Source organism: Streptococcus parasanguinis (genome assembly GCF_901875555.1).
Classification (GTDB): domain Bacteria; phylum Bacillota; class Bacilli; order Lactobacillales; family Streptococcaceae; genus Streptococcus; species Streptococcus parasanguinis_H.
This window is the reverse complement of sequence record NZ_CABFMD010000001.1, coordinates 49357-73855: the sequence shown is the minus strand read 5'-3', so window position 1 is coordinate 73855 and position 24499 is coordinate 49357. Positions and strand designations below refer to the sequence as shown.

Below are 24499 nucleotides of genomic sequence, written 5' to 3'. Positions count from 1 at the left end.
TATCACGGAACCCTTTAAATAGCAAAAAATAAGATTGAGAAGCCCCCAACCTTAAATTTTTTCACCATCTTCTTTTTCTTTGGCAATTTGTTCCTTAATTTTGCGCTCTTCTTCTTCTTTACGAATCCGTTCTGCTTCAATCCGACGACGAAGCGCTTCACGTTTTGCTTCTGGATCCGGGTGAACAACTACGTTTCCAGACTCGATTTCTTCAAGCGCTTGTAATGTTGATTTAACTGATTGGAATTCTTGAGTTGGCACCGCACCACTTTCCAATTCGTGGGCCCGTTTTGCCTCAAGAATGACCAATGAGTATTTTGATGGTACTTTGTCAAGCAATGTATCAATAGAAGGTTTTAACATCATATTTCTATACCTAATTTCTAATTATTTATCTCTTCACAATAGTTTGTGTTTTTGGCAACATATCCAGATAATGGCCAATGACACGGTCCACACGGAAATGTTCTGCTTCGATCACACGTTTGACACGTTCAGCAGCAAGAGGAACCTCATCGTTCACAATCGCGTAGTCATATTCACGCATCATGGCGATTTCTTCTTTTGCTTTTTCAATCCGTTGCGCAATGACTTCTGCACTATCTGTTCCGCGTCCCACTAATCGATCTTGTAATTCATCCAAATCAGGCGGAGTTAAGAAAATAAAAACTGCATCTGGCACTTTTTTCTTTACTTGGAGCGCACCTTGAACTTCAATTTCAAGGAATACATCGATTCCTTTGTCCAAGGTTTCATTCACATAGGTTAAAGGAGTCCCATAGTAATTTCCAACGTACTCAGCGTACTCCAACATTTGCCCTTGACGGATCAAATCTTCAAATTCTTCACGTGTACGGAAAAAATAATCGACACCATCCACTTCACCTGGACGTTGTGCACGTGTCGTCATCGATACAGAATACTGAAACTGATTGTCTGAGTTTTCAAAAATTTCTCGTCTGACCGTTCCTTTTCCAACCCCCGAAGGGCCAGAAAATACGATTAATAAGCCACGATCCGCCATGATTTCTCCTTCAATGTCTTTCTATCTAGTGTAACAAAAATCGGCTTAATTTTCAACTGATTTTTTCATTCAAAAAAGCTTGAGATACTAGATCTCAAGCTTTTTGTTTATTTTGCGTAATCTACTGCACGCAATTCTCGAATAACGGTAACCTTAATGTTTCCAGGATATTCAAGATTAGATTCGATCTTCTCACGAATATCATGAGCCAAGATCGTCACTTTATCATCCTTGATGGCCTCAGGGCTAACCATAATACGGATTTCACGACCCGCTTGAAGGGCGAAACTTGTTTTAACTCCTTCAAAACTATTTGCAATTTCTTCTAGATCTTGCAAGCGTTTGATGTAGCTTTCAAGTGACTCACTTCGTGCTCCAGGTCGAGCTGCACTCAAAGCATCTGCTGCAGCGACAATGACCGCGATAACACTTTCAGGTTCCACATCACCATGGTGACTGGCAATGGTATTGACAACCACTGGATGTTCCTTGTACTTCCGTGCCAATTCTGTCCCAATTTCAACGTGACTTCCTTCCACTTCACGGTCAATTGCTTTACCGATATCATGTAAGAATCCTGCACGTCGTGCCAAGGTAGCATTTTCACCCAACTCGCTGGCAATAATACCAGAAAGTTTGGCAACTTCAATGGAGTGACGTAAAACGTTTTGACCATAAGAAGTACGGAATTGCAACCGTCCCATAATTTTCATCAAATCTGGATGGAGGTTTGGCGCACCGATTTCATAGGCAGCAGCCTCACCGTATTCACGAATACGATTGTCAATTTCCTGACGGTTCTTCTCAACCAGCTCTTCGATGCGGGCTGGATGAATGCGACCATCTTTGAGAAGGCTCTCCATTGTCATACGGGCAATTTCACGACGAATCGGATCAAACCCTGACAAGGTCACCACTTCAGGCGTATCATCAATAATCACATCGACGCCTGTTAAGCTCTCAAAGGTACGAATATTGCGACCTTCACGACCGATAATACGGCCCTTCATGCTATCATCTGGCAAATGAACGGTTGAGTTTGTTTGCTCAGCAACAAAATCACCTGCCATCCGTTGCATAGCTTGGACAAGAATGTCTTTTGCCATCTTATCAGAACGTTCCTTCACTTCCAACTCAGCATCACGAATTCGTGATGCAATTTCTTTTGAAAGTTGATCTTCCGTCTGATTCAAAATAATGTCACGCGCTTCTCCTTGACTTAGAGCAGCGACACGTTCCAGTTCTTCTACTTTCTTGTGTTCAAGCTCTTCCAGCTGTTGTTCACGCGTATCAATGTGTTTAGTTCTATCTGTAAGACTTTGCTCTTTGTGTTCAAGAGACTGTTCTTTGCTTGTTAAAATGTCGTCTTTGCGATCAAGATTGCTAGCACGTTCTGCCAAACGGCTTTCTAATTGCTTCAATTCTTGTCGTTCTGACTTAAACTCAGCATCGACCTCTTCACGATATTTTCTGGCTTCTTCCTTTGCCTCCAAAAGTGCTTCTTTTTTAAGTGAACTTGACTCATGCTTTGCCTCTTTTAAAATCAAGTCAGCTTCGCGTTCTGCCTGTCCACGTAAATTCGTTGCTTCTTGTTCAGCATTTAAAAGGGTGAGTTCCGCAGCTTCTTTTGAAGCTTTCATTTTAAGAGCAGTTCCCACATATCCAATGACTAAACCAATGACCGCGGCAAAAACACCTGTAATTAAAAAATTCATGCTTTTACCCCAAATCTATTTAATTAGTTGAATTAAAAATTCTTTTACATTTTACCATAAATTACTAAAATTAACAATCTAAAAAAACAGGAAAAACCTTTTATATTTTCACTTAGCAATTGTTCTTTTACCCACTTTTCTTTCATGTCCCACCTATGAGAAATTCATCTATTTCCACTTTGTTGAATCTGTTTTTTTATGCTATAATCAAGAAAAACAAAGAAGGATTTGAGTATGACAAAAGAAGTAATTGTTGAAAGTTTTGAATTGGACCATACAGCTGTGAAGGCCCCTTATGTTCGCTTGATTGGTGAGGAAACTGGACCCAAAGGAGATATCATCTCTAACTTTGATATTCGCCTGGTGCAGCCGAATGAAAATGCGATTCCAACGGCAGGGCTCCACACCATCGAGCATCTTCTTGCGATGCTCATTCGCAAACGCATAGATGGTATGATTGACTGTTCCCCATTTGGATGTCGCACCGGTTTTCATATGATCATGTGGGGACAGCATTCAAGTACAGAAATTGCTAAAGTGATTAAAGAATCTTTAGAAGAAATTGCATCTGTCAGCACTTGGGAGGATGTCCCAGGCACAACCATTGAGTCTTGTGGAAATTACAAGGATCACAGTCTCTTCTCAGCCAAAGAATGGTGTCGCTTGATACTAGATCAAGGAATTTCGGACGATCCCTTTGAACGTCATGTTGTTTAAGACTCAAAAAAGGATGAACCTTTGGTTCATCCTAGAATGTAGACAAACTATTTTAAAGTAAAATAAGTTAAGTGATTCTGCAAAAAAATATAATTGAGTTTCAATTTTTAAATTGATTTAAGAAAATACTGAAACTTTCCGCTGTGAGAAAAGCGCCTGAAACAAAAATGTTTCAGGCACTCGGAATTATTGAGACCTTAGGCTCAATAATTAGTCATGGAACTTCGAAGAAGTTCGCTGACGTCCGTACTCACCTAAGGAAAGTTTTTAAGATGATGTTATCTTCAATCTGAGATGAGCCTGTGGTTCATCCTTTTTTATTGTCATTTTTTCCAGAAATGGTATGCTTCCTCAGGCATTAATAATCCAGAGCATCTGAATGACCTTTTCCGTTCCCTACGAAATAACCAGTCTTGGCATTGATACTAAAGAGGTAGGTTCCATCTGGTTTGAAGAGGTTGTAATAGCCATTACCATTAATGATATTGACGCGCTCTAAAATGTATTGATTGCCAGTGATATGTCCACGTTTACGAGCAATGTTCAGTACTTTTTCAAGGATACCATCACCAAACACCCAGGCTGGGTTATTGACATCATTGATAGCCGCTTGGTTATACGGCACACGGCTCAGGTTCCGCTGAAGTGGGACACCATCACTTGGAAGACCGTACCCTGAATAGCCTGGATTTGCCGTTCCTGCACCACCTGTAGCAGCATTGACAGCTGGGGCCGTAGGCGTTTCTGCTTGAGCTGGGGCTGGAGTTGCATTAGAAGTACCTGTACCTCCTGTTCCAGTCACTGGTGCCGGTGTCGCAACCTGTTGTGAACGTCCTTGCGCTACCGCCTCATTTAATAAGCTATCTAATTTTTCATTGCCTGTCTTTGTTTCAGCAAAGGTCGCATCACTTTTTGCTTTGGCAGTTGCATCAAGAACTCCATCTTTGATCACAGGAGAATTGAATTGAGAATTCACTTTTTGAATGGCAGAAACTTGCTTCACAAGGTCTTCATATTTTGTTTTAGCCGCATTATAATCACTGCTTCCTTCTAATTTGTCCAGCAGTTTCTTCAGATTTTCCAAGTCTCCGAATTTATCATTTTTTAGCCCACTTTTCGATTCGTCTACAAAAAAGGCATCGTAAGCTTTGGTAAACTCTTCCAATTTTTGAGCTTGTGTTTCACTGCTACTTGATTTAGAAGTAGAAGATGACTTGCTAGATGAAGAAGATACAACTGTTGTACCCCCAGATTTTCCACGACTGTGCATCCAGTTATAGGTCACAAAAATGGCCGAACCGACAATCGCAAGACCTAATGCAGAGTATAGAACCGCTTTGATTCGTTTACCAGCATTGCTTGGAGTCTCCTCAGGAAGGTCCTCTGTTTCTACAATTGGTTCGGTTGGTGTTGGTCCAAATTTAATCTTAGCTGGTAATTCTGTTGAGATGGCATCCATTTCAGGCCTTTGTTCCAAGACAGTTTCCGGTACTTCCGTTACTTCCGGTACTTCCACTACTCCAGCAACTTCAGCAACTGTTTCTGTAGCTGCCAACTCTTCAGCTTTAGCCAATTCCTCTTTGGCCAAAATCTTTGTATCGTATTTTTCTGCTTCAATTTCTGCCCGGTGTTGTTTGATGTATTTGTCTAAGACATTATCACCCTCTGTTACACCTGCCTCGATTTCTTCTGCCTTTCGATTGGCCTGCCCAATCGTCATCTCTTTAGCATCTTCAAAATCTAAAATTGATTCTTTTTCTTGCTCTAATGGCTTTGTATCCTTCTCTGTCATAAAAATCCTTTCTATTCCTTTATCTGCCGTTTTACACGTTCCCCAAAATATTGGTAGAGATCAACTTTTAGGGTTCCGTTATAAAGTTTTCGCTTTTTATCTGCTTTACTTCCGAATTTAGATTCAAAACCTTCATCACTGGTTAGGATAAATTTACTCCAGGTTTTGAGAGGTGCAAATACGTGCCCCATTTCAGCATACAATTTCGTCACACCTTCATCATCGGATAAGCGTTCTCCATATGGAGGGTTGGAGATAATCACTCCGTTGATCTTATCTGAGTGAAGATCTTGAACTCGCATTTGTTTGAAAGTAATGTCACTGCTAACGCCCGCTTTCTGGGCATTTTCTTTTGCAATTTCAACCATCCGTGCATCGATATCGGTTCCCATAATATCCAATTCGATCTCTCGATTGATTTTCCTGCTCGCTTCTTGACGGACTTCATGAATCAAGCGATCATCTATCCAGTTCCATTCTTCAAAAGAAAAGGTCCGACGCAATCCAGGTGCCATCTTTCTCGCAATCATCGCTGCCTCAATACAAAACGTTCCAGAACCACATGTCGGGTCAATCAAGGGCTTATCTGGATACCAGTTTGACAGCAGAAGGATGGCTGCCGCCATATTTTCCTTAATAGGGGCCCCCCCTTTTTCAGTCCGATAACCACGTTTGAAGAGGCTACTACCAGTGGTGTCAATCAAGACGGTGGCTTGGTCTTTAAGGATCGATACTTCAATCTTAAACTCTGCCCCATTTTCCATGAGAGGAACACCTTCTGGTCGGGCATAGTGTTTTTGTAATTTTTTAACCACTGCTTTTTTCGAAATAGCCTGAACGCTAGGTTCATTATGCAGTTTTGATTTGACACATTTAGCCTTAGAAATAGGAAAACGTGATCCTAAAGGCAAATAATTTTCCCAATCCAAAGCAAAGACACCTTGAAAGAGTTCTTCGAATGTTTTGGCTGGAAAAGTCCCAACCACAATTTTCACTCGATCAGCCGCGCGCAACCAGAGATTTGTCTCGATGATTGCTCGACGGTCTCCTTGAAATCGAACCCGTCCATTTTCAACCTGGCAATCGTAGCCAAGATCGCGTAGTTCTCGACCAACAACAGCCTCTATACCAGCAGCAGCCGTTGCAATCAATTCAAATTGTTTTTTCATCTTATTCCTATCACTTTAAAAAAGGAGGTTGAGATCACTCTCCACCTCATCAACCTATATGCAATTTTCTATAAGCCATGTTTTGTTCCAGAAATGACTAGGTACCATTTCCTTCGATAATCATCTGTCTACTGTTTCCAGTCAGAATGCTATGTTCGTTTCCACGCATTCCATGCCCCGACCAAAGTTTGGGTTGCTAGCTTGAGGGGTTTACCGCGTTCCACTTTTTAGGTTTCCCTAAAAACTACGTCACTGTGGCACTTTCAGAGTTACTAGAGCTTATCCTTAGACTTAGCTCCTTCACTCGCCGTAACTTGAATACCAAGTCCCTAGGCTTATGGATTCACCTAGCACAAACACTACAGGCATCACAGCCTGTGCTAGCATGGACTTTCCTCATGAGAGCATCCTCTCACGCGATTATCCAAAAATTGCACGATCTAAAGGATTAATAATCGCGATCTACGATCTGTTTCCCAAAAACTTCTTTTTCCAAACGATTGAGTCGTTTGAGAATATCAAAGTTCGTCGCTGTCGTCACTTGCGGGAATTCTTGCGTAGCGGTGCTGGCAATCGGAGATGTTTGTGGTGTTTCCTGTGCTTTTTGGGCAAGTTCTTCACGAAGGCGGGCGTTTTCTTCACGCAATTCCTTCACTAAAGTAGCATAGGTTTCATAGTCTTTTATGACATCATCCAAAAATTCATTTACTTCATCTTTACTATAACCACGAACTTCTCGTTTGAAATCTTGATCAAAAATATCTTTCGCAGTAAAAATAATACTTGCCATAACTCTCTCCAATCTAGTTCATCACCTCAATTATATAAAAAATTGGTAAGAAAAATCAAGGTATAACACTTAGTTTTCGTAAAAATTTTCAGCAAGTTCATTTAAGTCATCAAAACTTAATTGTTTGATATAAAATAGTTCTTTTTCTAACATCATTTTGTAAAGATATTTCAAATTGGTTTCATTTTCTGGATCGTAAAAAAGGTAAGCTCCATCCACATTATCTATCAAAAACCGATTGTACTCTTTTAATTGACCCGGATTGCTATAGTGGGGATAAGCATATTTCACGAAATCCACCTGTTTAAAGCGCGCCAATAACTCCTGATTGCTTTCATTCCAATTTTCCCCAACATTCTCAAATAGAAAGACCGTCGCCATTTGAAAATCGTAGTCTTTTTTTAAAGCAAAGGCAACCTCTAGTACCCAAGCCTCAAATCCCAAATTTCCAGAAAAGACTAACCATTTCACTCCTTCTTCAAATAAACGACGAAGATCTCTTTCAATGGCTTTTTTGATAATGGTCAGTCGTGGGTCTTTATTGGAAAAGACTCCCACATCAAAACTCTTATAACCTGCAACAAGTATGGTATTCATTTTTTCCTCATTATTCTAATTTATGATATAATAGAGTGATGTAATTGTACCAATAAGGAGGACTATGGTCAACTATCCACATAAAGTAGCCAAAAAAACCTTGGTCTCTACACAAAAGAAACATCCGATCGACTTTGCGAATCGTGGGATGACATTTGAAAAAATGATCAACGAAAGCAATCAATACTATCTTTCTCGTGGTCTGGCAGTCATCCACAAAAAACCAACCCCGGTTCAAATCGTGAAAGTGGATTATCCACGTCGCAGTCGGGCAAAGATTGTTGAAGCCTATTTCAGGCAAGCCTCAACGACGGACTATTCTGGGGTATACAAAGGGCACTATATCGATTTTGAAGCTAAAGAAACACAGCAAAAACAATCGATGCCGATGAAAAATTTTCATCAACATCAGATCGATCATATGGAAGCAGTTGTCCAGCAAGGGGGTATCTGTTTCGTTCTCTTGCATTTTGCAAAATTAAGTGAAACCTACTTACTTCCTGCTCCTGCATTAATTCACTATTACAACATCGATCATGGTAGTAAATCCATGCCTCTCTCCTATATTCAGGAGCACGGCTTTCTAGTAGATAAGAATCGACTTCCGAGCGTTCCTTATCTTGATATTATCGAACAGAAACTTCTAGGCGGTATTTAAATGAATAAACAAACAGTCATTCAGTGGTTGAAATATGTTGCGATCGCAGCCATTTCATTTTTCTTACTTTTATTCGTCCTTGGCGGACTGATATTTGGTTATTATGCCATGAAAGCACCAACCTTATCTGAAAAAGATTTGGTTGCAACAACATCGAGTAAGATCTATGACAACCAAAATAACTTGATCGCAGATTTGGGAGCTGAGAAACGAATCAACGTTACAGCAAATGAAATCCCTACTGATTTGGTCAATGCTATCGTAGCGATTGAAGATCACCGTTTCTTCAATCACCGCGGGGTCGACATCATTCGGATCGGCGGTTCCTTCCTTCACAACTTGCGAGGAGGAAGTCAAGGTGGATCAACCTTGACGCAGCAATTGATCAAATTAACCTATTTCTCTACTTCGGCCTCTGACCGTACCCTCTCTCGTAAGATCCAAGAAGCTTGGTTAGCAACCCAACTAGAAAAGAAAGCAACCAAACAAGAAATCTTGACCTATTACGTCAATAAAGTATTTATGGCGAATGGGAACTACGGAATGCAGACGGCTGCGAAAAGTTATTACGGAAAAGATCTAAAAGATCTTTCGCTCCCTCAATTAGCACTCCTTGCAGGGATGCCCCAAGCACCAAACCAATACGACCCCTACTCCCACCCTGAAGCAGCACAACAACGCCGAAACTTAGTATTAAAAGAAATGCTTGATATGAAGACCATTTCTAATAAGCAATACGAAGCAGCGGTCAACACACCTGTTACAGATGGTCTACAAAGTCTTAGTTCTTCAAGCAGTTATCCAGCCTATATGGATAATTACCTGAAAGAAGTGATCGAGCAGGTCGAAGAAGAAACGGGCTACAATTTGTTGACAACTGGGATGGATGTCTATACTAACGTTGACACTGAAGCCCAAAAGAAATTGTGGGATATCTACAATACAGATGAATATGTCAATTATCCTGATGATGAAATGCAAGTAGCTTCTACTGTTATTGATGTGAATAATGGTAAGGTTATCGCCCAACTCGGTTCTCGTCACCAATCCAGCAACGTTTCCTTTGGAACCAACCAGGCAGTTGAGACCAATAGAGACTGGGGATCAACCATGAAACCAATTTCAGATTATGCTCCCGCTCTTGAACATGAGGAATATACCTCTACAGCAGCTACTACAACAGATGCGCCATACAACTTCCCTCATTCATCAACGCCTGTCTACAACTGGGACCGTTCATACTATGGTAGCATGTCCATTACCTACGCAATTCAACAATCTCGTAACGTGCCTGCGGTGAAGGCCCTGGAAAAAGTTGGTCTTAAACAAGCTAAGAAATTCCTCAATGGATTAGGGATCGATTACCCAGAAATGGTTTACGCCAACGCTATCTCGAGTAACACTAGCGATTCTAGCAACAAATACGGAGCCAGCAGTGAGAAAATGGCAGCTGCCTATGCTGCTTTTGCCAATGGCGGTACCTATTACAAACCATCCTATGTTAGTCGGGTTGTCTTTAGTGATGGCACAACCAAGGAATTTGAGTCCGAAGGAACTCGTGCAATGAAAGCAACAACTGCCTACATGATGACAGATATGATGAAGACAGTTCTCTTGTCTGGTTCCGGTACAAATGCTGCCATTTCGGGAATCTACCAAGCTGGTAAGACAGGTACATCAAACTATGATGATAACGAGGTCAATAAGTTAACAAAAAATATAGGTTATTCAAGTATTGTAACACCATCTGAATCATTCGTAGGATACACACCCGAATATGCTATGGCCGTCTGGACGGGTTATTCAAATCGCTTGACTCCGGTATTAGACAACGGAATTCAGGTGGCAACAGATGTTTACCGTCAAATGATGCTCTATCTTGCCAATAACAACAATTCTGGTCATACAGATTGGACACAACCAAGTGGGCTTTATCGAAGTGGCTCTTATCTCTACTTAAACAACGGTAAGAACAACTACAATAACTATTACTATGAACCAAGTTATTCCACTGAGCAGTATTCGTATGAAGAATCTTCATCTAGCTCTTCAAACGAAGAGAATCCATCTAAACCATCTGAGCCTTCTTCGCAAGACTCTAACAATCATAACGAATAATCTAATGGAGAAGTCGGGCTTTTCGCCCGGCTTTTTTAAAATAATGATTAAAACATCAGAACCTTCTGCTTCTTGTTTTAGATGCCAGCACGAATAAAGCTGGTTTATTTAGATTAACTTTCCAGCTATTTTTGAGCATACAAAAAAGAGCCTTCCGGCTCTTTTCTATATGATTATTTTGCTAAAGCTCCCATTGGATCCCACGGTGCTAGAACAATTGGTTCTGTTTCATAGGCTGCTAATTCGTCTGAGGTTAAGAATTCTTTTCGAACCACGATTTGGTAGGTATATTCATCCATCCATGCATCAGAAGCCACAAAGTAACCATCTGTACCGACCTTGTCTCCCCATGAATTTTCAACCTTCCATTTACGAGACTGACCTGCTTCGTCTAAATCAACTCCTGTCAAGACCATAGCGTGTGTCATGAGGCTTTCAGCATAGTCCAAGCGACCGGCCTTGTCTTGTGTCAAATGAATATCCATGCCCGCTTCAAAGTCGTAGACATCGGTTGCCAAGATTCCCGCTTTACGGTTGCTGACTTGGCCTACATCTGAACCAAACCAGACAGTTTCCCCTGCTTTCATTTGAGCAATGGCTAATTCTTTCAATCGATCCATTGGAACATTTAGGTAGCGGACTGGACGGCTACCAACAACATTGCCCAGCATATCTACGGTGTAAGAATTTCCATATGGCTTGTCTGTAGTTGGGGCATTGATAATAGAGACGTAATCGTCTAATTGAAGGTCTACATATTTTTTGTAGAAGCTTTGTGGAGTTAAACCACTTTCACTATGGAATTGGTTGTCCTTATCACGGTATGAAAAGTCAAATTCACGTGGAGGCAATCCTAAAGACATAGCCAAGAAGTTAAAAATTTCTTGCAACAGCGCTTGTTTCTTGCTCGCAACTGCCTCACTATCTGCGCCTGAGTGAATCAAATCACGCAAGATTTGCGCATCTTGACGCAAGAGTTTATTGAGGTAGGTGTTCAATTCCCGGCTATTGCTTGAAGAAATCGATTCTGGATAAACTGATTTTGGAACCACTCCGTATTTCTCAAAGAGAGATACCACCATATCCCATTGACCGCCATCTTGTTGTGGGGTTTGTAGGAGAAAAGCCACCTTACGGCTGGTCAATTCTTGGTCTGCTGTAGCAATCACTTGCTCCAAAAACCAGTTTGATTTTTCATACTTATCCCAAAAGAAAGTATGTGCTTGAGACAATTCAAAATCCTCCAATTGGAAGCTTGAAATCATCTTGTGACGGAAGGTATTTAAAGCCGCAAACATCCAACAACGTCCAGATGCTTTTTGGTTTGTCACCTTATCCTTGGTCAAATCAAGTGAAAAAACTGGTGTATGTTCTACTGCACTCTTGCGCGTTTCAAGCGATGCATGGATCCCATTGTGGGTAACAGCATTTTCAAGAGCCGCATATTTCACATTTGCTTCATAATTAGCATAGAGCTGGTCTGTAAATTCTTTCGTTAATTCTGACATAGCAATCTCCTTTTTTCGTTATTTACTATTATAATCCTTTGAGCAGAATCTTCAAGTAAAAATCACCCTATAGAGAGGGATTCTGTATAGAATAGATGATTTTATCCCCACAATATCCTTTGCGTTGAATGGCATGAGGGATGGTTTCTACATACTGCATTCCTGTCTTTTCCATGACTTTCCCTGAAGCAGGATTTAAACTGACATAAGTGGCTTTGATTTCTTTAAATCCGACTTCGTTCAATAAGAAAGCCAAAACAGCTATGACGGCTTCTGTCATGAATCCCTGCCCCCAGAATTTCTTGCCAAGGATATAACCTAGCTCGCATGATTGACTTTCCTGGTCTTGAGAAACCACACTAATATCTCCAATTACCTGATCCGGTGATGTTTTGAAACAGATCGCCCATTTATAAGTATCTGGTTTTTGATACCGTTCGACCCATCTTTTGATTGATTCTCTGGTCCTATCAGAAGATGTATGGGCATCCCAGGTGACATATTTCAGATTTTCAGGATCAGAAGCCCAATTTTCATACATCGCTGGTGCATCTTCCAAAACGAACGGCCTCAAGTATAAGTGTTCTGTCTTCATGACAAGACTACCAAGATGATTCATATTTTGTCTCCCTTCATTTTTTCATGCAACTTGAATTCTGCAAGTTTTTTACTTTAATCTAGAAGAAAAGGACGGATGAAACCGCCCTTCTTTTTGATGCTTTTCACAATATTGTATGGCGAGAAGACTACGAAATCGAACTCTACGAGTTACCGTTTTCTACCTCGTTCTCCTATGTTAAGACTCGGGCTAAAAAGGTCTACTGGAGCTTTTTACTCCCAGAAATGATCAAATACTGTGATTGGCAAGTGGCGTTTGTGTTGGCCTTTGTACCACCAGTTTTCAATAGTTGTTTGAGCTTCTGGGCTCACTTGTTTGCCTTCTAGGTAATCATCAATTTCATTATAGGTGACACCCAGTGCTACTTCATCAGCAACACCTGGTTTTTCTTCTTCCAAATCTGCAGTTGGGATTTTCTCATAGAGAGCAGGATCGGCTCCTAAAGCCTTAAGCAATTGTTTTCCTTGGCGTTTATTCAAACGGAAAAGGGGCAAAATATCTGCACCACCATCTCCAAATTTTGTGAAGAAACCAGTAATATTTTCTGCAGCATGATCCGTCCCAATCACCGCTCCGCTACGTGCTCCAGCTAGAGCATACTGAGCAATCATGCGACTGCGAGCCTTAATATTGCCTTTGTTAAAATCAGAAACCTCTGTTCCAGTCGCTTCTACTGCTCGTACCATTTCGTCAGCAGACTCCTTGATATTCACAACCAGGCTAACATCCGGCTGGATAAAGGCCAATGCTTTTTGTGCATCTGCTTCATCTGCCTGTACCCCATAAGGAAGACGAACGGCAATAAATTGATAGGAGGCATCTCCTGTTTCTGCGCGCATTTCTTCCATGGCCAATTGAGCTAATCGTCCAGCAAGAGTTGAATCTTGCCCTCCTGAGATCCCTAATACAAATGTTTTCAAGAAGGGATGTTTTTTTAGATATCTTTTTAAGAAATCAACCGAGCGGCGAATCTCTTCCTGAGGATCAATGCTAGGCTTGACACCCAATTGTTGGATAATCTCTTCTTGCAAACTCATTTTGCTTCTCCTTCTCCATTGGCCTTGTTACGCATTTCCTCGATCAGGTCCATCTTATCCTGCCAAATATCTTTGGCCAAGTCAACTGGGTAATGCTGTGGATTGAGGACGCGCTTGTATTCATCCCATAATTGATCGTAATTTTTACGAGCATATTCTTGAATTTCTGATAATGTTGGCAGTTGATAAACCAATTGACCCTCTTTAAAAATATCCACTAAAAGAGGAATCGCCTCAAAGTTTCGGACTGTTTTATTAATGTAGGTATAAGTTGGATGGAACATTTTAAGTTCTGTCAGATGTGAAACATCTACTCCATCATAAGTGATGTAGTCCCCTTCTGACTTACCTTTTTCACGGCTCGTAATCCGCCAGACTTGCTTTTTACCTGGAGTAGAAACTTTCTCTGCATTATTGGAAAGCTTGATAGTATTGATCATCTCTCCTGCTTCGTTTTCAACAGAGACAATTTTGTATACCGCTCCAAGTGCTGGTTGATCGTAAGCTGTAATTAACTTGGTTCCTACACCCCAAACATCAATTTTTGCTTTTTGCATTTTTAAGTTGAGGATGGTATTTTCATCCAAGTCATTAGAAGCGTAGATTTTAGCATTTGTAAACCCAGCCTCATCTAATTGCTGGCGGACCTTTTTAGAAATATAGGCAATATCTCCTGAGTCAATCCGGACGCCTAAGAAATTGATCTTCTCTCCCATTTCACGTGCTACCTGAATAGCTGCTGGTACCCCAATACGAAGGGTATCATAGGTATCGACGAGGAAGACACAATCTTTATGGGTTTCCGCATAAGCCCTAAAGGCCTGGTAGTCATTTCCATAAACCTGTACAAGAGAATGGGCATGAGTTCCTAAAACTGGGATTCCAAAGAGTTTTCCTGCACGAACATTACTAGTCCCATTGGCCCCTCCGATGACTGCCGCACGAGTGCCCCAAATGGCCGCATCCATTTCTTGCGCACGACGGGTTCCAAATTCCATCAAAGGCTCATCTTCAATGACTGAACGAATACGAGCAGCTTTTGTGGCTATCAAGGTTTGAAAGTTGACGATATTCAAAAGGGCTGTTTCCACCAATTGACACTGAGCCAGAGGGCCCTCTACCTGAACAATTGGTTCATTCGCAAAGACTAAGTCTCCTTCTTGAGCCGAGCGTACCGTCAATTCCAACTTGAGATCACGGAGATATTCCAAGAAGGCCCCATGATAACCAAGTGACTCTAAATAGGCAATATCACTCTCAGAAAAACTCAAGTTTTCCAAGTATTTCACAATTCTCTCTAAGCCAGCAAATACTGCGTAGCCGTTTTTAAAAGGCTGTTGACGAAAATAGACTTCAAATACGGCATGTTTATTGTGGATACCTTGATTAAAATAGACCTGCATCATATTGATTTGGTATAAATCAGTATGCAAGGTTAAACTGTCATCTGGATACATATGTATACCTCTTTTTTATAGATTTGTTCTATGAATTCCTACCATAAAATTAGTACCATTATAGCACATTTCAGTCCTATTGAATACTGAAAGGAAAGAATGAAAAAAATCTGAGACAGGAAGCTCAGATTTTTTGGATTAAAAGTTTTCTGTGATATATTTATAAACTTCTTGGCCAGCAATCGCACCGTCTCCGACTGCTGTCGTCACTTGACGCAAATCTTTTTGACGAACATCGCCAACCGCAAAAATACCTGGGACTGTGGTTCTCATATGATCATCCGTGACCACCCAGCCATTTTCATCTAAAATACCAAGTTCTGTCGCAAAATCACTGACAGGATCTAAACCGACATAGATAAAGACACCACCGAAGGCTTGCTCTCTAACCTCTCCTGTCTTCACATCTTTTAAAAGGACAGACGTTACTTTTTGTTCACCCTTAATTTCTTCAACAACCGTATTCCAAGCAAAGTGAATTTTATCATTGGCAAAGGCACGATCTTGAAGAACTTTTTGAGCACGCAATTGATCACGACGATGGGCAATGGTCACTGTTTTTGCAAACTGAGTCAAAAAGACAGCTTCTTCTACCGCAGAATCACCACCACCAACGACCAAGAGATCCTCATCTCTAAAGAAAGCTCCATCACAAACAGCACAGTAGGAAACCCCTCTACTATTTAGCTCCTCTTCACCAGGGACATTCAATGAACGGTGGTTAGACCCTGTTGCAATCACAAGAGTTTTAGCTTCAAATTCCCCATCATCTGTGACAATCTTTTTGCTTGCTCCGTGGTCTTCAATACGCTCTACTTGACCAAACAAATGTTCCACACCAAGGTTTTCTAAAGGTTCAAACATTTTTTCAGCCAATTCTGGACCACTGATATTTGCATAGCCAGGATAGTTTTCAATGTCAGACGTATTGTTCATTTGACCGCCTGGAATCCCTCTCTCAATCAATGCGACTTTTAAATTACTTCGTGCCGCATAAAGGGCAGCGGTCATCCCTGCAGGACCTGCTCCAATAATCACTGTATCAAACATACTCAACCTCTTTTCCGTTTCGTTGTCATCATTATAATTCTAACACGATCTTTTTGCAATTACCGTGCTTGAAAGATAAACAAAATCCCTATGACCGCAAAGGTTAAAATAGGAATCGTCATGATATCAATTAAGAGGATATCATACAAATGCGCTTGTCGTTGCTTGGCTGTTTTATCTTTCTTCTTAAGGGCACGGTAGCCAATCCAAATACAAGAAGCGATCCCAACTAAAATCGTTGTCGTCACTAAACTTTGTAAATATAAGGACAATAATTTATTTAACATCACGACTCCAAATATTTTTACATTTTCAGAAAACAAACCCAGCTAGCACCGCCAGCTGAGTCTTACCTCTTTTCTATTATATCAAACATAGGTCCGTTTGTAACTAGCAAAGAATTCTTTTGTCCGTTCTTCTTTTGGATGTTGCATGATTTCCTCTGGTGTTCCAGATTCAAGAATCCGTCCTTTATCCAAAAACAAGACCTTATCTGCCACTTGCGCTACAAAAGACATATCATGGCTGACCAGTACCATGGTTTGCCCTGATTTGGCTGCATTAGCAATGGATTTTTCCACTTCTCCAACCAATTCTGGATCCAAGGCTGAAGTTGGTTCGTCCAGCAAAAGAACTTCTGGTTTCATGGCCAAGGCACGAGCCAAAGCCACGCGTTGCTTTTGTCCACCTGAAAGGTGACGAGGATAGTGATTTTCACGATCCGATAGGCCGACTTTTGCTAGTTCTTCCCGTGCAATTTTCGTTGCTTCTTGATCGGATAAGCCCTTGACAACAACGAGCCCTTCTTTCACATTTTCAAGAGCTGTTTTTCTTCCAAATAAATTAAACTGTTGGAAAACCATGGCCAATTTTCTTCTTAAGGTTAAGATTTGATCTTGGCTAATGTGCTCAAAATCAACCTCGAAATCATCAATCTTAATTCTACCGCTATCCGGTGCTTCCAAATAGTTTAAACTACGTAAGAAGGTTGATTTCCCGGCTCCCGAAGACCCAATCAAGGCTACGACTTCCCCTTTTTGAATTTCCAAACTTAGATTATTTAAAACCTTTTGACCTGAAAATGTCTTTGATAATTCTGAAATATAAATCATTAGATCCGGACCTCCTGATCTGGTAAATCAATGGTTACGGGAGTCTCAATATCCAGTCGACGTTCAATGTGGCGGCCTAGCATTTCAATGAGGATATTCACAATCCAGTAAACAATCGATACTGTGATAAAGCGTTCAAAGTACTTCAAATCGCTCCCCCCAATAATCCGAGCTTGGGCAAAAATTTCCACCACACTGGCACTAAAGGCTAGCGATGTCCCCTTGGTTAAGCCAATGAGGGAGTTGATTAAGGTTGGAGTTGCAACGACGGCTGCATTTGGAATAATAATCCTACGATACACTTGACGGTTGGTCATTCCAAGACTACGCGCCGCCTCAACTTCACCAGGATCCACTGATAAAATCGCTGCCCGGATGGTCTCACTCGCATAAGCCGCCTCATTGAAGGCAAGGGCTACAATCGCAAAGAGCTCTGCTGGAATGGCATTAATATTAAAAGCTGTTCCATAAGACTGATTGATCGCTTTTAAAATAAGAGGAATCCCATAATAGGTCAACATCAACTGAACCAACAAAGGAGTCCCACGTAAAAAGCTGACAAAAACAGCTTGAAGCGGGTAGAGGATTCGTACACGATTAATTTTGACCAGAGCAAAAATCATGGCAAAAATAATCCCAACAAATGCGCCTCCCAGGGCTAGTAAAATCGTCACAGGCAGTTTCCCTATGACAGCTGGGAATGCATCCAATACAGCTCTCAAACTAAACAGCTTGCTATCTGGAACGTGTTTTAAAAAGTCGGCATACCAGTTGGCTGTTAATAGATTAGTTGTAAACATTCTTGTTACTTCCTTTCTCGAACATAAACATTCTATCACATTCACTATCGGAATTCCAAAAATTGCTACAGAAATAGAAAAATGATAGACTACACAAGTTTAGTCTATCATAATTTTAGACAAGTTCCCAATAGTTTTTCTTTATGGAGTTCATAAAGAAAATCTATGTTTTCTTTTAAACATTTGAAACAAGGGATCAGAAAGTTTGGCGTTTGGCCTTTCGTTCTGCCCGACCACGCGCACGGTTTTCCGCTCGCTTAGTTTTTCTTCGCTTCTCATCAACTGCCCATTTGATTTTTTTCTTGTAGCCTGGTTTGATTTTTTTCTTTTTCTTCTTCACCAGACCAATCATTTCGATATCAAGTTTCTCTTGCTTTTTCTCACGATTCGCCCGTCTATCCCGATCATAGGTATCTTCAATAACCCCATTTTTCAACACTTTCGGTACGAAACGAATGCCCATTTTTTCTAGTTCACGGATATCTGAATCATCACTTGGTTGATAAAGAGTAATGGCTACACCTGGTAGGCCATTGCGACCTGTCCGACCAACACGGTGGACAAAGAAGGAAAGATCTTGAGGAATGGCATCGTTAATGACATGGCTCACCCCTTCGATATCAATTCCACGCGCCGCCAAATCTGTGGCCACAATATACTCAAAATCAAGATTTTTCACCTGATTCATGATCCGTTTTCGTTCACGTGGTGGGATATCTCCGTGAATCTTCGCCACTTTGAGTCCCTGAGCTACTAAATAGGCATGAAGATCATCTGCTCTTGTTTTTGTATTGACAAAAATCATGGCCAAATAAGGCTGCAAGGTCTTGGTCAATTGGAAAACTTGCTCATTTTTATCCCGTCCCTTGGTGGAAACCAGCCAATTATCAATGGTATCTGAAATCACCGTCTTGGTCTTAATTTGCTCCATAACTGGGTTTGAGAGATATTTTTTCAAGAAAGGCTGTAATTTTTGTGGAATGGTAGCTGAAAACACCAAAAACTGCAGTTGTTGAGGTAGTCTTGAAGCAATCTTATCTACGGTAGACAAAAATCCCATATCCAGTGTCATATCTGCCTCATCTACCACAAAGGTATGAGCTTTATGAATAGCCAGATCACCGGATGCAACTAGATCATAGATCCGACCTGGAGTTCCAATCACGATATGCGGTTGTTTGACCTGCAATTTTTCAATCTGACGACTTTTATCCGTTCCTCCAACATAATTGGCAATCCGAATCTCTTTTTCAGAATGACTAGCGATTTGACGAGCAGCTTGGTAAATTTGCGTTGCCAACTCCCGACTAGGAGCCGTGATGACCGCTTCAACTTGATCGTTGTCTTCATTTAACGTTTGAAAAATCGGCAAGAGGAATGTATGGGTTTTTCCAGATCCTGTCTTAGACTCCCCAACCAAATCATTCCCAGCTAAGACAATCGGAATTAGTTTTTCCTGTACTTCAGTTGCTTCTCTAAAATTGATTTCTTTCAGTGCCTCTTGAATATAAGGCTTTAAATTAAACTCTGTAAATTTCATTTTCTCAGTTCCTTTCATGATCTCTATTATTATATCAGAAAAGCTGACTTCGTGCCTCTCTTATGAGTCATTTTTCCTAACCAACAAAGCCTCTTTGAGTCAGTAAAAAACGATGGGCAAGCCCACCGTCTTTTTTATAAGTAGAGAAGAACAAGAGTGATGACACTTGTTACCAAGGCAATGGACCACATAAAGGCATCCACTTTCCATTCTGACCAGTTTTGGCCATTTCCAGAAAGTCCACCCAGTTCTAAATGATGGTGGAAAGGAGTCATTCTGAAAATCCGTCGCCCTTCCCCGTAGCGTTTCTTGGTCCATTTGAAATAGGTCACTTGTAGCATCACTGAACCTGTTTCAATGACATAGACCAGACCAATCAGGAGCAGCGTCCACTCGACATGCAGAGCCATTGACAAGGCTGCAAGCATCCCTCCAAGAGCTAGACTACCGACATCTCCCATAAAGATTTTAGCTGGCTTGTGGTTGAAGACAAAAAATCCAAGCAAGGCCCCAATCATACTCAAAGTCACAAAGAGAATGTCCCATTTTCCTTGCATATAGGCAATAAAGGAATAGGCACTCAGGCTAATGGCAACGGAAATGCTGGCTAATCCATCAATCCCATCTGTCAAATTGACAGCATTTGAAAAACCAACCAACCAAAACAAAGCAAAGAGAATGTAGAAATGGCCCAAGTAAAGATCGTAACCAAAGACATTCAAAAGGCTTCCTGCACCATGGCGTTCAGAAAAAATATAGAAGATGATTCCACCAACGAGTTGAAGAGCTAATTTTTGCTTTGGATTGAGCCCTTCATTAATCTTACGAAAAACTTTTAAAAAGTCATCCAAAAATCCAACAATTCCATATAGAATCAAGATAAATAGAGTAAGTTGAACAGGTCGCGTGAAATTTCCAGTCAATACGGTAACGACAAAACTGACTAGAACTGCTGTAATGAGAAACACCACTCCACCCATTGTCGGAGTGCCAGCTTTCGCTTTGTGTTGTTTCACATCTTCATGCATTTGTTGCCCAGAAATATGAGCACGATGGTAAAATCGAATAAAGGCTGGAATAGCAGCCACTGTTAATAGAAACGATACAAGGATCGTAGCAATATACATCTTAGTCTCCTAATGTTAACGTAATCTTTTTGGTTTTATTGAGTGAGGTGTTCATTTTGACACTTTGTTTGGTTACTTTCTTTCCACTACCTTTATAGGTAATTTCAATTCCAGTCCATTCTCCAAAGATGTCTGCATTTTTCTTAGTCCAACCATACATATCTGGAACCGCATCAAAGTCTTCTGTCAATAACAATACTTGTTGATTGGCTTTGACTTTAGAGCCTACATCCACAGACATTTTGCGGATATTTTCCCCGGTTCCTAGGACAATTGGTTGCACCAAATTGCGACGCAATTCCTCTGAATAAGCACCTGGGCTCAGATTTTGTTTCAGATTCAACTCCTTAGAGAGAGTTTCTACTGAAGGGATTTTGTAGGTCGTTTCTTTGGTCACATCATCCAAAGTTGGTGCCTCTGATGTCAAATGCAATTCGTCTTTTAAAGCAACTGCATCTTCCAAAATAGGATTGACCAGCTCTTCCCAGCTGGTGAATGAGAATTTCACTTCTGGTTGTTGGACCGTCACATACATGATGAATTCAGGATCTTCTGCAGGTGTCATGGCTACAACCGAGTAGATATAATCATTTTCTCCTTGCAAGTATCCTTTATCCGTGGCCATTTGGGCAGTCCCTGATTTCACCGCAACGTTTTGACCGGGTACCTGAATGATGGGTCCATCACTGTACAAGGTTCCATACTCTGGATCTGTTCCGACGGTGATCATATAGTTCCGTGTCTGTTGCGCAGCTGAACCTGAAACTGGTTTTCCAACAACTTCTTTTTTTGATTTGCGGGCTGTGTCTGATTTTTTATCGTAAATAGCACTAATAAACTTCGGCTCTAACATTTGCCCATCATTAGCGATGGCACTAAAGGCCCGTAACATTTGGGTTTGACTGACGGAAATCCCTTGACCGAAGGAAGACATGGCTTGACTGACATAATCCCCTGGAAGACTCCCGTAAGCTTCATTTCCCATTCCAAAACGGGTCGGAAGACCGAATTTAAAGCGGGTTAGGTAGTCCATCCAGACAGCATTTCCCATCTTTTGCTCTAAGCGAGTCATCCCCACGTTACTTGAGTAAGCAAAGCCCTGTGCGATATTCATATAGCGACCTTCAGCCAGCCCCATATTGACATCCCAGTCACGGATGGTCGCATCTTTTACTTGTAGTTCGTTACTGTAGTATACTTCATTATAGGCTGGGAAGGTTCCATGATCAATCGCCGAAGCTAATAACATGACCTTCATCGTTGAACCCGGCTCATACTGATCTTGATAAAGGATGGTATTCCAGGTTTTCAAGTTTTTCAGATCCAACCCTTGTTTGGTATCCGCATTATAGGATGGACGTTGCGTTGTCGCCAGGATTTCTCCAGTTTTTGCACTCACAAGAGTCGCACTAACATACTTTCCTTTTACTTTTTCTTGGAAAACATCCATTCGTGTCTCAAGGTAGGTTTGTAATTCTGCTGAAATAGTCGTATAGACATCTTTTCCATCTTCTGTTTTGACAGAAACCTTATCTGAACCAGGAACGATATTCCCGTTTCGGTCTTTGTCATAGGTGATAACCCCATTTTGACCAGCGAGAATACGATCGAGGGATTTCTCCATCCCTGATTGCCCCTTCAAGGTTTTATTGCCATCTTTGTCTTCCTGAAGAGAAGCTTGGCCAATAAATTGAGAGGCAAAGACTCCATTTTTATAGCTCCGATTTGGACTCGTTGTAAAAGCGATCCCCTCGATCTTTGCTGCTTCAAGGGCGTCACGAATGGCTGTCATATTGCTATAAGTAATCCCATTACCGTTGGATCCAAAAGAAACCTGTTTTAATTTCTTTTGAGACAATTGTTGGACAACATAATTTTCATCCATTCCCAAGTACTGCTTAAAAATCTCCGCTACTTTTTTAAACTGATTCTCTTCTACATATAAGATCTTTCCTGTAGCAGACTTGTACTTTTTATCGATAACCGCATAAACATTATAGGTTGTTGCATCTTCTGCAATCACAGCACCATTTCGATCGTAAATCGTGCCTCGTTTTGCAGGAACAATGACGGTTTCTTCATGTACCTTTTTGGCCTGGTCCGATAAGGTGACACCAAATTTCTTATCGGTGCCTATAATCAGAGCAAAATTTAAAAGGAAGAGAAAAAAGAGGAAAATCGCCAGTACACTGAGGTTTTTCCCAACTTGTTTTCGATTTTGAGCCGGTAAACGGCGTTTTTTCACCGAATACCGAATCAAAAACTTTTTAAATTTATTCATCACTACTTGCACTCACTGTTTTTCGATTTTCTTTTTGTAACTTCATTCCTTGCGAACTGGCCAGCTGCGACAACCGATCATAGCGCGTCAATTCATTGACCTCTTGACGAACATCTTCCAATTCTGTTTTCTTTGCTTCCAGTTCTGTATTTAAATCTGTCAATTGATTCTGAACTTGCAAAATCCGTGTTTGCATAAAGACAATACTGATGGCTAAAATCACAGCTGTTAGGACAATCGACCCATAAAAAGCCTTTTCTACTCTAGAGAAACGGCGAAAGTGGTCTTGCAATACCTGTGTTCTTGTTCTCTCATCTCTTGCTGCCATATCAATTCCTCTTACTTGTGTATTTTACGAGCAACCCGTAATTTTGCTGAATGGGATCGATTATTATCCTCAAGCTCTTCATCACTTGGAAAAATAGGCTTCCGGTTGACCAACTCCATCTTTGGTTTCAAATCATCTGGAATAAAGGGAAGCCCCTTTGGAACCTCAACCGTCGAAGCTTCTTTAAACAATTGTTTGGTCAATCGATCCTCTAACGAATGAAAGGTAATCACAGAAATACGACCATCGAGGGCCAACAAATCCATGGCTTGCTGAATCGATTCATCCGCCGCTCCCAGTTCATCATTGACTTCGATACGAATGGCTTGAAAGATCTGTTTAGCAGGATGACCCTTTTTCTTGAGCTCCTTAGCTGGTTTAGCAGATTTAATAATCTCTGCTAATTCAGTCGTCGTTTCAATCGGTTTAATTGCTCGCGCTTGCTCAATTTTCCGCGCAATTTGCTTGGAAAATTTGTCCTCTCCATATTTGAAAAAAATGCGAACTAGATCATGGTAATCGTAGTTATTAACCACCTCATAGGCTGTTAAGGAAGCTTCTTGATTCATCCGCATGTCCAACGGCGCATCTTTCTTGTAAGAAAATCCACGTTCCCGTTCATCTAACTGAGGACTAGACACACCTAAGTCATAACAGATTCCATCAATTTCAGTCACACCCAATTCGTTAAGACGTTCCTTTAAATGACGAAAGTTATCCTTAATGAAGGTCACCATGCCTTTCTCGATGAATGGAGCTAAACGAATCTTAGCATTCTCAATCGCATGCTGATCTTGGTCAAAGGCATAGAGATGGCCTGATTCATTTAATTTTGTTAACAAATATTCGCTGTGGCCTGCCCCACCCAATGTGGCGTCTACATAGATCCCATCTGGCTTAACATCCAGCATATCGATCGTTTCATGAAGCAAAACCGTTACATGATGAAATTCTTTACTCATATCTTTACTATTTTACCACAAATGGGACCAAGATGCACTCCTGAAAGAAAATTCACTAACTAATCCTATTTGACCTTTTCGGATCCTACAAAATACCT

At 41.0% G+C, this 24499-nt stretch carries 23 protein-coding genes and 1 other RNA gene; 3 read left to right on the top strand and 21 right to left on the bottom strand.

The window, feature by feature from the left end; translation table 11 throughout:
- Window positions 1–51: 51 nt before the first annotated feature.
- The 3 genes from rpoZ to JX304_RS00360 form a co-directional block, all read right to left on the bottom strand.
- Complete coding sequence (gene rpoZ, locus JX304_RS00370; RefSeq protein WP_003010339.1) at window positions 52–366, bottom strand: DNA-directed RNA polymerase subunit omega; 315 nt, start codon at window positions 364–366, stop codon at window positions 52–54.
- Window positions 367–391: 25 nt separating this feature from the next.
- Window positions 392–1024 carry a guanylate kinase gene (gene gmk, locus JX304_RS00365; RefSeq protein ID WP_003003905.1) on the bottom strand — a complete coding sequence of 211 codons (633 nt, stop codon included), beginning with the start codon at window positions 1022–1024 and terminating at the stop codon, window positions 392–394.
- 107 nt (window positions 1025–1131) lie between these two features.
- The gene (locus JX304_RS00360) at window positions 1132–2739 is read right to left on the bottom strand and encodes a ribonuclease Y (protein WP_205010761.1); all 1608 of its coding nucleotides are present in this window, start codon (window positions 2737–2739) and stop codon (window positions 1132–1134) included.
- A gap of 234 nt (window positions 2740–2973) precedes the next feature.
- On the opposite strand from JX304_RS00360, the gene JX304_RS00355 reads away from it, so the two are divergent.
- Window positions 2974–3456, top strand: coding sequence for an S-ribosylhomocysteine lyase (locus JX304_RS00355; protein WP_021154551.1), 483 nt, complete (start codon window positions 2974–2976; stop codon window positions 3454–3456).
- A gap of 358 nt (window positions 3457–3814) precedes the next feature.
- On the opposite strand, the gene JX304_RS00350 is transcribed toward JX304_RS00355, so the two are convergent.
- From JX304_RS00350 to JX304_RS00330, 5 genes are all read right to left on the bottom strand, one after another.
- Complete coding sequence (locus JX304_RS00350) at window positions 3815–5248, bottom strand: cell division site-positioning protein MapZ family protein (RefSeq protein WP_205010760.1); 1434 nt, start codon at window positions 5246–5248, stop codon at window positions 3815–3817.
- A gap of 11 nt (window positions 5249–5259) precedes the next feature.
- Window positions 5260–6417 carry a THUMP domain-containing class I SAM-dependent RNA methyltransferase gene (locus JX304_RS00345; RefSeq protein ID WP_205010759.1) on the bottom strand — a complete coding sequence of 386 codons (1158 nt, stop codon included), beginning with the start codon at window positions 6415–6417 and terminating at the stop codon, window positions 5260–5262.
- A 66-nt stretch (window positions 6418–6483) separates the two neighbouring features.
- Window positions 6484–6849: RNase P RNA component class B (gene rnpB / locus JX304_RS00340), an RNA gene on the bottom strand.
- Between the two features lie 16 nt (window positions 6850–6865).
- Window positions 6866–7207: a cell division regulator GpsB gene (gpsB, locus tag JX304_RS00335; protein ID WP_205010758.1), complete on the bottom strand. Its 342-nt coding sequence runs from the start codon at window positions 7205–7207 to the stop codon at window positions 6866–6868.
- A gap of 69 nt (window positions 7208–7276) precedes the next feature.
- Window positions 7277–7804 carry a DUF1273 domain-containing protein gene (locus JX304_RS00330; RefSeq protein ID WP_205010757.1) on the bottom strand — a complete coding sequence of 176 codons (528 nt, stop codon included), beginning with the start codon at window positions 7802–7804 and terminating at the stop codon, window positions 7277–7279.
- Window positions 7805–7868: 64 nt separating this feature from the next.
- On the opposite strand from JX304_RS00330, the gene recU reads away from it, so the two are divergent.
- Both recU and pbp1a read left to right on the top strand, forming a co-directional pair.
- Entirely contained in the window at window positions 7869–8462 is a 594-nt protein-coding gene (gene recU / locus JX304_RS00325) for a Holliday junction resolvase RecU (protein ID WP_205010756.1), read from the top strand.
- A complete protein-coding gene (gene pbp1a / locus JX304_RS00320; protein ID WP_205010755.1) occupies window positions 8463–10580 on the top strand; it encodes a penicillin-binding protein PBP1A in 2118 nt (705 codons plus the stop codon). It abuts the gene before it with no gap.
- A 173-nt stretch (window positions 10581–10753) separates the two neighbouring features.
- Here the strand turns inward: pbp1a and pepC are convergent, their stop codons facing one another.
- From pepC to rsmH, 13 genes are all read right to left on the bottom strand, one after another.
- The gene (gene pepC / locus JX304_RS00315; protein ID WP_205010754.1) at window positions 10754–12088 is read right to left on the bottom strand and encodes an aminopeptidase C; all 1335 of its coding nucleotides are present in this window, start codon (window positions 12086–12088) and stop codon (window positions 10754–10756) included.
- A 67-nt stretch (window positions 12089–12155) separates the two neighbouring features.
- Window positions 12156–12707, bottom strand: coding sequence for a GNAT family N-acetyltransferase (locus tag JX304_RS00310; protein WP_205010753.1), 552 nt, complete (start codon window positions 12705–12707; stop codon window positions 12156–12158).
- Window positions 12708–12919: 212 nt separating this feature from the next.
- Complete coding sequence (gene nadE, locus JX304_RS00305) at window positions 12920–13744, bottom strand: ammonia-dependent NAD(+) synthetase (protein ID WP_205010752.1); 825 nt, start codon at window positions 13742–13744, stop codon at window positions 12920–12922.
- On the bottom strand, window positions 13741–15201 hold the full coding sequence (locus tag JX304_RS00300) for a nicotinate phosphoribosyltransferase (RefSeq protein WP_205010751.1): 1461 nt from the start codon (window positions 15199–15201) through the stop codon (window positions 13741–13743). The genes nadE and JX304_RS00300 overlap by 4 nt, the downstream gene beginning before the upstream one ends.
- A 138-nt stretch (window positions 15202–15339) precedes the next feature.
- The gene (gene trxB / locus JX304_RS00295) at window positions 15340–16251 is read right to left on the bottom strand and encodes a thioredoxin-disulfide reductase (RefSeq protein WP_205010750.1); all 912 of its coding nucleotides are present in this window, start codon (window positions 16249–16251) and stop codon (window positions 15340–15342) included.
- A gap of 59 nt (window positions 16252–16310) precedes the next feature.
- Window positions 16311–16538 (bottom strand): DUF4059 family protein, encoded by a 228-nt coding sequence (locus JX304_RS00290; RefSeq protein ID WP_003003995.1) that lies wholly within the window; start codon window positions 16536–16538, stop codon window positions 16311–16313.
- A gap of 81 nt (window positions 16539–16619) precedes the next feature.
- The gene (locus JX304_RS00285; RefSeq protein ID WP_187538228.1) at window positions 16620–17363 is read right to left on the bottom strand and encodes an amino acid ABC transporter ATP-binding protein; all 744 of its coding nucleotides are present in this window, start codon (window positions 17361–17363) and stop codon (window positions 16620–16622) included.
- Entirely contained in the window at window positions 17363–18163 is an 801-nt protein-coding gene (locus JX304_RS00280; RefSeq protein ID WP_205010749.1) for an amino acid ABC transporter permease, read from the bottom strand. The genes JX304_RS00285 and JX304_RS00280 overlap by 1 nt, the downstream gene beginning before the upstream one ends.
- 196 nt (window positions 18164–18359) lie before the next feature.
- Window positions 18360–19703: a DEAD/DEAH box helicase gene (locus JX304_RS00275; RefSeq protein ID WP_205010748.1), complete on the bottom strand. Its 1344-nt coding sequence runs from the start codon at window positions 19701–19703 to the stop codon at window positions 18360–18362.
- Window positions 19704–19837: 134 nt separating this feature from the next.
- The gene (mraY, locus tag JX304_RS00270) at window positions 19838–20830 is read right to left on the bottom strand and encodes a phospho-N-acetylmuramoyl-pentapeptide-transferase (RefSeq protein ID WP_195487753.1); all 993 of its coding nucleotides are present in this window, start codon (window positions 20828–20830) and stop codon (window positions 19838–19840) included.
- Between the two features lies 1 nt (window position 20831).
- Window positions 20832–23111, bottom strand: a complete 2280-nt coding sequence (gene pbp2X / locus JX304_RS00265) for a penicillin-binding protein PBP2X (RefSeq protein WP_205010747.1) — start codon at window positions 23109–23111, stop codon at window positions 20832–20834.
- A complete protein-coding gene (ftsL, locus tag JX304_RS00260; RefSeq protein ID WP_205010746.1) occupies window positions 23104–23439 on the bottom strand; it encodes a cell division protein FtsL in 336 nt (111 codons plus the stop codon). The genes pbp2X and ftsL overlap by 8 nt, the downstream gene beginning before the upstream one ends.
- Window positions 23440–23450: 11 nt before the next feature.
- Complete coding sequence (rsmH, locus tag JX304_RS00255; RefSeq protein ID WP_205010745.1) at window positions 23451–24401, bottom strand: 16S rRNA (cytosine(1402)-N(4))-methyltransferase RsmH; 951 nt, start codon at window positions 24399–24401, stop codon at window positions 23451–23453.
- Window positions 24402–24499 lie beyond the last annotated feature (98 nt).

Coding starts and splice junctions, on each gene's coding strand:
- trxB (WP_205010750.1), bottom strand. CDS start 16,251: ATGTTTGATACAGTGATTATTGGAGCAGGTCCTGCAGGGATGACCGCT.
- JX304_RS00330 (WP_205010757.1), bottom strand. CDS start 7,804: ATGAATACCATACTTGTTGCAGGTTATAAGAGTTTTGATGTGGGAGTC.
- JX304_RS00280 (WP_205010749.1), bottom strand. CDS start 18,163: ATGTTTACAACTAATCTATTAACAGCCAACTGGTATGCCGACTTTTTA.
- JX304_RS00275 (WP_205010748.1), bottom strand. CDS start 19,703: ATGAAATTTACAGAGTTTAATTTAAAGCCTTATATTCAAGAGGCACTG.
- JX304_RS00310 (WP_205010753.1), bottom strand. CDS start 12,707: ATGAATCATCTTGGTAGTCTTGTCATGAAGACAGAACACTTATACTTG.
- gmk (WP_003003905.1), bottom strand. CDS start 1,024: ATGGCGGATCGTGGCTTATTAATCGTATTTTCTGGCCCTTCGGGGGTT.
- JX304_RS00355 (WP_021154551.1), top strand. CDS start 2,974: ATGACAAAAGAAGTAATTGTTGAAAGTTTTGAATTGGACCATACAGCT.
- pbp2X (WP_205010747.1), bottom strand. CDS start 23,111: ATGAATAAATTTAAAAAGTTTTTGATTCGGTATTCGGTGAAAAAACGC.
- rsmH (WP_205010745.1), bottom strand. CDS start 24,401: ATGAGTAAAGAATTTCATCATGTAACGGTTTTGCTTCATGAAACGATC.
- mraY (WP_195487753.1), bottom strand. CDS start 20,830: ATGTATATTGCTACGATCCTTGTATCGTTTCTATTAACAGTGGCTGCT.
- pepC (WP_205010754.1), bottom strand. CDS start 12,088: ATGTCAGAATTAACGAAAGAATTTACAGACCAGCTCTATGCTAATTAT.
- ftsL (WP_205010746.1), bottom strand. CDS start 23,439: ATGGCAGCAAGAGATGAGAGAACAAGAACACAGGTATTGCAAGACCAC.
- JX304_RS00300 (WP_205010751.1), bottom strand. CDS start 15,201: ATGTATCCAGATGACAGTTTAACCTTGCATACTGATTTATACCAAATC.
- nadE (WP_205010752.1), bottom strand. CDS start 13,744: ATGAGTTTGCAAGAAGAGATTATCCAACAATTGGGTGTCAAGCCTAGC.
- JX304_RS00350 (WP_205010760.1), bottom strand. CDS start 5,248: ATGACAGAGAAGGATACAAAGCCATTAGAGCAAGAAAAAGAATCAATT.
- JX304_RS00360 (WP_205010761.1), bottom strand. CDS start 2,739: ATGAATTTTTTAATTACAGGTGTTTTTGCCGCGGTCATTGGTTTAGTC.
- JX304_RS00290 (WP_003003995.1), bottom strand. CDS start 16,538: ATGTTAAATAAATTATTGTCCTTATATTTACAAAGTTTAGTGACGACA.
- rpoZ (WP_003010339.1), bottom strand. CDS start 366: ATGATGTTAAAACCTTCTATTGATACATTGCTTGACAAAGTACCATCA.
- recU (WP_205010756.1), top strand. CDS start 7,869: ATGGTCAACTATCCACATAAAGTAGCCAAAAAAACCTTGGTCTCTACA.
- JX304_RS00285 (WP_187538228.1), bottom strand. CDS start 17,363: ATGATTTATATTTCAGAATTATCAAAGACATTTTCAGGTCAAAAGGTT.
- JX304_RS00345 (WP_205010759.1), bottom strand. CDS start 6,417: ATGAAAAAACAATTTGAATTGATTGCAACGGCTGCTGCTGGTATAGAG.
- gpsB (WP_205010758.1), bottom strand. CDS start 7,207: ATGGCAAGTATTATTTTTACTGCGAAAGATATTTTTGATCAAGATTTC.
- pbp1a (WP_205010755.1), top strand. CDS start 8,463: ATGAATAAACAAACAGTCATTCAGTGGTTGAAATATGTTGCGATCGCA.